The sequence below is a fragment of the Kamptonema sp. PCC 6506 genome, assembly GCF_000180455.1.
Taxonomy (GTDB): Bacteria; Cyanobacteriota; Cyanobacteriia; order Cyanobacteriales; family Microcoleaceae; genus Kamptonema; species Kamptonema formosum.
Window position 1 is genome coordinate 1 of record NZ_CACA01000163.1, and the last position, 4329, is coordinate 4329.

6 protein-coding genes and 1 pseudogene are annotated in these 4329 nt (G+C 44.0%); 1 reads left to right on the forward strand and 6 read right to left on the reverse strand.

Annotation, left to right across the window (positions count from 1 at the left end):
* From OSCI_RS09135 to OSCI_RS09160, 6 genes and pseudogenes are all read right to left on the reverse strand, one after another.
* Positions 1-895, reverse strand: a pseudogene (locus OSCI_RS09135) (hypothetical protein); the annotation flags it as partial.
* Between the two features lie 100 nt (positions 896-995).
* Positions 996-1718, reverse strand: coding sequence for a hypothetical protein (locus OSCI_RS09140; RefSeq protein ID WP_007354642.1), 723 nt, complete (start codon positions 1716-1718; stop codon positions 996-998).
* 1 nt (position 1719) lies between these two features.
* Positions 1720-1941, reverse strand: coding sequence for a hypothetical protein (locus tag OSCI_RS09145; protein ID WP_007354643.1), 222 nt, complete (start codon positions 1939-1941; stop codon positions 1720-1722).
* 95 nt (positions 1942-2036) lie between these two features.
* Entirely contained in the window at positions 2037-2672 is a 636-nt protein-coding gene (locus tag OSCI_RS09150; RefSeq protein WP_007354644.1) for a hypothetical protein, read from the reverse strand.
* The gene (locus OSCI_RS09155) at positions 2638-3000 is read right to left on the reverse strand and encodes a hypothetical protein (RefSeq protein WP_007354645.1); all 363 of its coding nucleotides are present in this window, start codon (positions 2998-3000) and stop codon (positions 2638-2640) included. Before OSCI_RS09155 ends, OSCI_RS09150 begins: the two co-directional genes overlap by 35 nt.
* 168 nt (positions 3001-3168) lie before the next feature.
* On the reverse strand, positions 3169-3420 hold the full coding sequence (locus tag OSCI_RS09160; RefSeq protein ID WP_202796232.1) for a hypothetical protein: 252 nt from the start codon (positions 3418-3420) through the stop codon (positions 3169-3171).
* 308 nt (positions 3421-3728) lie between these two features.
* On the opposite strand from OSCI_RS09160, the gene OSCI_RS32395 reads away from it, so the two are divergent.
* Positions 3729-3941, forward strand: a complete 213-nt coding sequence (locus OSCI_RS32395; protein ID WP_019487969.1) for a ribbon-helix-helix protein, CopG family — start codon at positions 3729-3731, stop codon at positions 3939-3941.
* Positions 3942-4329 lie beyond the last annotated feature (388 nt).

Sequence of the window (4329 nt, forward strand, 5' to 3'; positions counted from 1 at the left end):
GATGTTCGCCTGTACGCTTGCTATTACCCGTGCCACCTTTCTTGTCCGTATGGCTGATTAAGATAGGAAATTCTCTAGCTTTTCTGGCATCAGATAAGACGGAAAACAAGAAATCCTCTACACCATTTCCAGGGATACGAGTAGCATAATTAGTGTACTCATCCCATACTGAAGTAATGGGAGGAGAATTGAGATTGCGGGTTTTGAGTCGCTTATAATAATTAGAGAGTTGAGCCGCAATTGCCGCATAGTTTTGTTCGTGTCCAACTAAACGACAAGCAAACCATTTATCCTCATTTTGATGAGCGTGAGGGTCACTCACTTCTAAGCTGTGTCCGCAGTACAATTTTCTTAGTAAGATTAAGAAGCTAACAAAGGTGGTTTTGAAGGCTCCTTGACCTCCTTTTACGAGCAAAGCAGGGGGTTCTAGTAAGCACAAAACCCACTTAGTTTCAGGTTGATTTAGTAACATCCACAACTCTTCTAATCTGTGGTTAAAAGCTTTGTCAAAAGCTTTATTTTCAGCATCAGTTGAGTAGGTTGCTTGAGTGAGAAATATGGGGCTGTTGGGAGATGTTGGACTATTAGGATAGACTGGACTATTAGGAGAGCTTGGAGGCTGTTGTCCGGGTTGCCCAGGCGTTATTTGTTGTGACTCTAATTCCAGCACTTTGTAGAGGTGATAGCAGCCAGTTCCTACACCAATTAGAGCGATAGCGATGCCAATTGGTTTCCAATCTGGAGGCTTAGAAGTGGCGTATAACTTGTCAGTTTGCTGCCACAACTGTACATCTCGTTCTGTCAACACATCTTGAGTTTTGGTAGCATAATACCCAATAGTTAATGCACCAATAAAACATCCAGCAGCAATACACCCTATTACCCATTTATTCATGGCTGTTTGACCTCCTGTTTTTGATTAAATTTTATGGTTGTTTCACCTTCCTTCTCGATTAAATCTCATGGCTGTTTTACCTCTTGTTCTCGATTAAATTTCATGGCTGTTTCACCTCCTGTTCCCGATTGAATTCTCGTTCGGCTTCTCGCTGTTCTTCTATTTGTTTACCTGATAAAGCTTCAGCAGATTGTTGTAGATAAAGAGTGCGGCTTTCTCTTAGTTTCCGCATAGCTGCTATCATTAAATTAGGCTGGACATCGGCAATTGTTGAAACTTGTCCAGTACGAGCTTGCAGCACTGCACAATACTCAAATAAAGCAGCAGCCATTCTCGGATAGTCAAGTCGAATTGCTGTTTGATTCCAATCTGTTTCTATGCGACTTTCTACTAAGTCAAAACATCCGTCGCGGCTCATGCGGTGGCAGGGATGTTTTTTATCCTCTCTTTGTTTGTCAATGTTGAAAGTTTTTTTCTGAGCTTCTGCTAGGATTAATCGCTGCCATTGACCGGGTTCCCCAACGCCGTCACCCCATATAAATAGGTTCATTTGTTGTTGGTCTTGGAGGAAGTTGGTATCGAGTTGATTGACTAATGTTTGGGGGTTAAAAGTGGTGGTTGGTGCTACTTTCTTTTGAGGTTGACTGTTGAAAGTCCAATAGCCGATAATTCCGGCAATGGGTAGTGCTACCGCACCAACTGCAATCAATCGAATTGCTATTGGTGATAGTTTAAATTTAGGGCGTTTTTTTTGTTGTTCAAAAGTCAGTGGGTATGGTGGTGGTTGCCATTCTGGTTGGGGTGGATTTGGTTGTACGTCCATGTTATTTCTCTTGTTGTTGTTGGGAGATAGCTAAGCCATCTGTACCGATAAAAACGTCAGTTGCACCGATAATTACCTCAGTTGATGGTGGGGGAAGCTTGGAGGGCTTGGGCTCTGTTTTTTGAGGTTTTAGGAAACAGGAAAGGCAAATAGCTAAGGCGATAAAGGCTCCACTTAAACTGCCGATTGGGGTGCTATTGCCAACTGCAACGCCGCTCAACATTGTCAAGCTGGTGATGCCAATTGCTCTATTTCTTTCCTGTTCTATTAGTTGCTTTTGTTGTAGAGCTAGGGTTTTTCCTAGTTCTGTATGAGCTTCTACCAGAGCCCTGCTGACTGTTGCCGTTGGGTGGTTTTGTAAGGTTCTAAGGCACTCGAAGTTACGGGTACTGCTAACTTGGGGGTGGGAAGTTTGGCTTCCCTCAAGTCTAAAGGGGTGGCTGCTGCTGCCTCGGATAAACTGTTTAAATTGCTGCGAAGGTTGTTGCCAAAGTCGGACAATTCGGTAACTAAAGTGGTGACGTAACCTACTTTTAAGGCTTGAATGTTAGCTTTTGCCATTTGTGAGCCTGTTTCGGCGAGGCCAATGTTGCCTTGCTGTGTGGCTTCAATAAGTGCTTGCATGGCTGCACCTTTGTCTTCAGTTTCGTCTCGCTTGGCATCGGAGGGTTTAGCTATAGCATCTGGGTCGATTTCGTTGCAGTAAGCACTGCGTCCGTTTCGGGATGATGCTATTTGTAAAATGGCATCATCGGGTGAGAGTTTTTTGTCTAAAACTAAGGAGAAATATTGATTGATTTCAAGGGCATCGGCTTCAGACATTTTGGAGTTTTGCCAGTCTGGTTGTCCTAGTGCTCTGCGGGCGTTGGTGATATCTGAAACTTTGGGCAATCCCCAAGTGGTTTTGATGTCTTTGCGGTCAATTGTTAGGTCGCCATTGTTCGTTGTACTCATGGGTTGGTAATCCTTCATTGGCTAGTCGTTTGCGGACGGAATCAATGCAGTAATTGGCTTCTTTAAGCCAGGTTTCTTGGGTGACTAAACACCACACCTGGAAAGAAGAAAATTGGCGGTGATACGGGGTTTTGTTGAATTCTGGGACTTCCTCTTCCAGAAGCATTAATCGTCTTTTGAAGGTGGTTTCTGGCATGGATTTCCCTCTTCCCAACAGCCACTTGACTTCGTATCGATACCACCGAGGTTTCTTGATGCTTCCAATCGATTCAACTACCCCAGCTTCAACTGTTGGGTCTTCTGGCGGGTTTTTTCTCTCTCTCCCCATATATGACAGTGGGCGAATTTCTGTGTGACAGTGGGCGACTTCGGCTGAAAGTCTGATTCTTGTGTGGGCTGATTTTCGGGAATTGGGAAATTAGCCCACGCCTCCTGTACTCAAAAATAAACCCGCCTCTGTGGACGGGTCAAGGACCTTACACATAGTTTATGCGTATTATTCTAAAGGAAAGTTGGGAGGTAATCCAGCTAGATCGCGCATTTGGTTGATGATATCTGCCATCCTTAACATGACATGGACGTACTTAGGGCACTTGGCAAAGTCTCTACCCCAGTTTTCTATTGTCCTGTCGTCCAACTCTGTAACCCTTTGTATTTCACGAACACAGGCTGCTCTGTAGCCCCATTCGCCGGGCTGCTTCCCATAGTATTTGGGAATCCATTTTGCACAATAATCTTGAGGCTCCAATGGCTTTCTGCGTATAGTTTCAATCCTTTGATACCTTTGAGCCTGTCGTAAGTCTATAGCCACCATTGATCTAAGTTGAGGTTAATACTCCTAAATTAAGTGTAATATAGAGATATCAAAATCCTTAAAGCTTGACAAGTTTTAAGAGTTTCACAAGCCAAGCTACTCTAGTTAGGCCTAAACTTAACCTTGGTAATTAAAAAGGTCGCTGAGCAGTAAAAGTTACAAACCTTTACTTCTGATTAATTACCACTTAATTAAAAGATCGGGTAATATTGAACTATCGATGCTGCACTGGTTCGCAAGACATGACAGAGGAGAAGGCAAAAAACAAGGCTGGTCGTCCTGGGTTATATTCTGAGCCCAAGGAAAAAGTTAGCTTGGCACTAACGAAAACAGCCATCCACAACCTTGAGGAATTGGCTTCTCAGCTTGGAGTGTCAAGGTCAGAGCTGGTAGAGCAGGTAGCACGAGGCATTATCCCACTGGGTCAGCCATTGGGGGGGAAGCCAGCTAGTTAACATTCTGCTATTAACTCGCCTGGTGAAAGATGCTCTTGCCTAACGCCAAACTTTCAGCCCATCTGAAATAAAGGCGTTGGAACAACTAAATCTCCTTTAAGAAGGAGATTGACTTGGGTTATATTAGCGACCCTGGTTAAACGAAAATCGCGACAACACCCCACTCGTTTTTGAGCAGGGGCATTATCGCTATCAATAGTAGTCGGATTCATCTTGACATTCCGATTGCAAGTGCTGTGTGAATTGGAAAGCTCGCACACTTTCAATCGTTCTGCCTGATGGCGTGTGTTAGTTATGCAAAACCAGCGTCCATGCCTAAGCACTCTCAGCTAGCCACTTGTTTACCAAGTGTCAAGTACCGTTTGCTGTAATAAAACAGCAGTTTAGG

Bases quoted from the DNA above. Each gene is read 5' to 3' on its own strand.
- OSCI_RS09140 (WP_007354642.1), bottom strand. From the start codon at position 1,718: ATGGACGTACAACCAAATCCACCCCAACCAGAATGGCAACCACCACCA.
- OSCI_RS09145 (WP_007354643.1), bottom strand. From the start codon at position 1,941: ATGTTGAGCGGCGTTGCAGTTGGCAATAGCACCCCAATCGGCAGTTTA.
- OSCI_RS09150 (WP_007354644.1), bottom strand. From the start codon at position 2,672: ATGAGTACAACGAACAATGGCGACCTAACAATTGACCGCAAAGACATC.
- OSCI_RS09155 (WP_007354645.1), bottom strand. From the start codon at position 3,000: ATGGGGAGAGAGAGAAAAAACCCGCCAGAAGACCCAACAGTTGAAGCT.
- OSCI_RS32395 (WP_019487969.1), top strand. From the start codon at position 3,729: ATGACAGAGGAGAAGGCAAAAAACAAGGCTGGTCGTCCTGGGTTATAT.